The 1,820-nt window shown below is 43.2% G+C and carries 1 protein-coding gene and 1 pseudogene; both read right to left on the bottom strand.

Translation table 11 applies throughout. From position 1 onward, the window contains the following. On the bottom strand, nt 1-1,400 hold a 1,400-nt coding region (locus AC805_RS07215), incomplete at its 3' end, for a cache domain-containing protein (RefSeq protein WP_156341335.1). Nucleotides 1,401-1,526: 126 nt separating this feature from the next. Beyond that, nucleotides 1,527-1,820, bottom strand: a pseudogene (locus AC805_RS26120) (hybrid sensor histidine kinase/response regulator); the annotation flags it as partial.

Here is a 1,820-nt window from a genome sequence, read left to right as displayed (position 1 = left end):
CTTTTGGCTTGGTTGGCATTATCCGCTTTCTTCATAGCTTCGACCAGCTCGGCAGTACGTTCTTCTACCCGTTGTTCCAGTTGAATGTTGGCCTGAGCTAAAGTATGAAAAGAGGCTTGGAGTTGGTTGCTCATCTCATTGAAGGTTTGCCCCAGTTTATCCAATTCGCGAATCGCTTCTGGTTGGATCTGTTGGTCGAGATTTCCTTTCGTGATTTCTTCGGAGGCATGATTCAGTCTTGTAATGGGTTGGGAAATCCAACGGGATGTATAGAAGCCAGAGATTGCCGCTAGGGCTAAGGCTCCTATACACAACATAATCGTGGTATTGGTATTGGCATTAATCTGCTCCATGAAATCAGATTCGGGAATGGCAATCACAATCAGCCAGTCTAGATTCAAGTTCTTAAATGGCACTACTTGGATATATTCCTTCTTGCCTTGCGGACTAAAATCAAATTGCTCGATCTGGTTCAGGCTGGGAAAGCGATCGCCCAAAAACTGAGCCGTAGCGCTAATAATGGGATTAGGGCTATCTACCGCTGCTAAACGCGTAGTATTATCTCCTGTACCCTTGAACATAGGTTCCTGAGCAGAAGTTGCCACTAATTTACCCGAGCGCTCCACAATAAATACTTTGCCTGTTTTGCCAATATTCAAACCTTGCAGAAACTTTGATAGTTCTTGAGACAAATAGAGATTGGTAGCACAAACCCCAATTAAGGATTTATCAGTTGGGCTATAGACAGGCACACTAGCCGTGATCATTGGGGATAGGAGCGTGAAATGCAGGTAAATCTCGCTCCAGACATTTTGCCCCGCCGCCTTTGCTGCTTTGTACCAAGGTCGAACCCGAGGATCGTAGATTTTTTTGCCAAAATCAACCTGCTCGGTACGATTACCCTCGAAATCTAAAGTGACATATTGAAAGATGAATTTAGTTGACGAATTGCTAAAGGCTAGAGACAACTTAGAACGATCTTTTTCTGAAAGCCTATCAACACCAAGAAAGTTCCCATTTTCATCACCACATAGAACTTCGCCAATATCTGGATAAATCTGCATTTGCTCCCACATTTGTGATTCACCTTTGGCTCCACTCACATCAATTATCCCTCTGGTAAAGCCAGAGGCATTGAGGCGGTTGATGGCATGGGGAATTTCTGTATAGGTTTTTAGTTTTTCCTCAATTCGCTGCGATAATTCCACGCGCAATTGGCTGGCAACTCCATTGACGGCTTTTTGTCCATTGCTTAAAGATAGCCATCCTGTTATCCCAACCGCCGCAAATATTTGTAAGGCAAAGGGCGCGACTAATATTAATCTTAAGGGAAGCGATCGACGGTTCTGCGTTCTATCTGATTTACTTGGATCTATTTGCTTAGCTCGGTTAGTTCCCATGACATAATTACTTATTAATTAGTTAGCTTCTCATACGCATTGGGTAGATGTGGCGCGGGCAAAGCCCGCGCCACATCTACCCAAAAGTCAGTAAAATTAGCATAACGTAAGTCCTATTTTAGCTACTTAGTTAGATCTGAGATGGCTTTGAATGAATTTTTCGATCTGCTCTGACTGAAACTTCTTAGCCAATTGCAGAATTGTTTGGATAAAAGGTTGATAGCGAGCATCCTTTTGCTCGATTTCCTTTGCCACCTGCGTCACTTTTTTGATTAAGCCATCGCGTACTAACTCTAATAAAATTTGTAAATCCGCAGGATCGGGAGCGATTATTTCTAGCTGGTCATCCTTAGCCTGTGTTGCCGATTCTTCATAATTCCAAGTGAGTTGGAGATGGGTGGCTAAAGCATTGAATAAATC

Origin of the sequence: Pseudanabaena sp. 'Roaring Creek', from assembly GCF_001402795.1 — a bacterium.
GTDB lineage: Bacteria > Cyanobacteriota > Cyanobacteriia > Pseudanabaenales > Pseudanabaenaceae > Pseudanabaena.
Note: the sequence above shows the minus strand (reverse complement) of the source record. Positions and strands in the feature narration are given on the sequence as shown.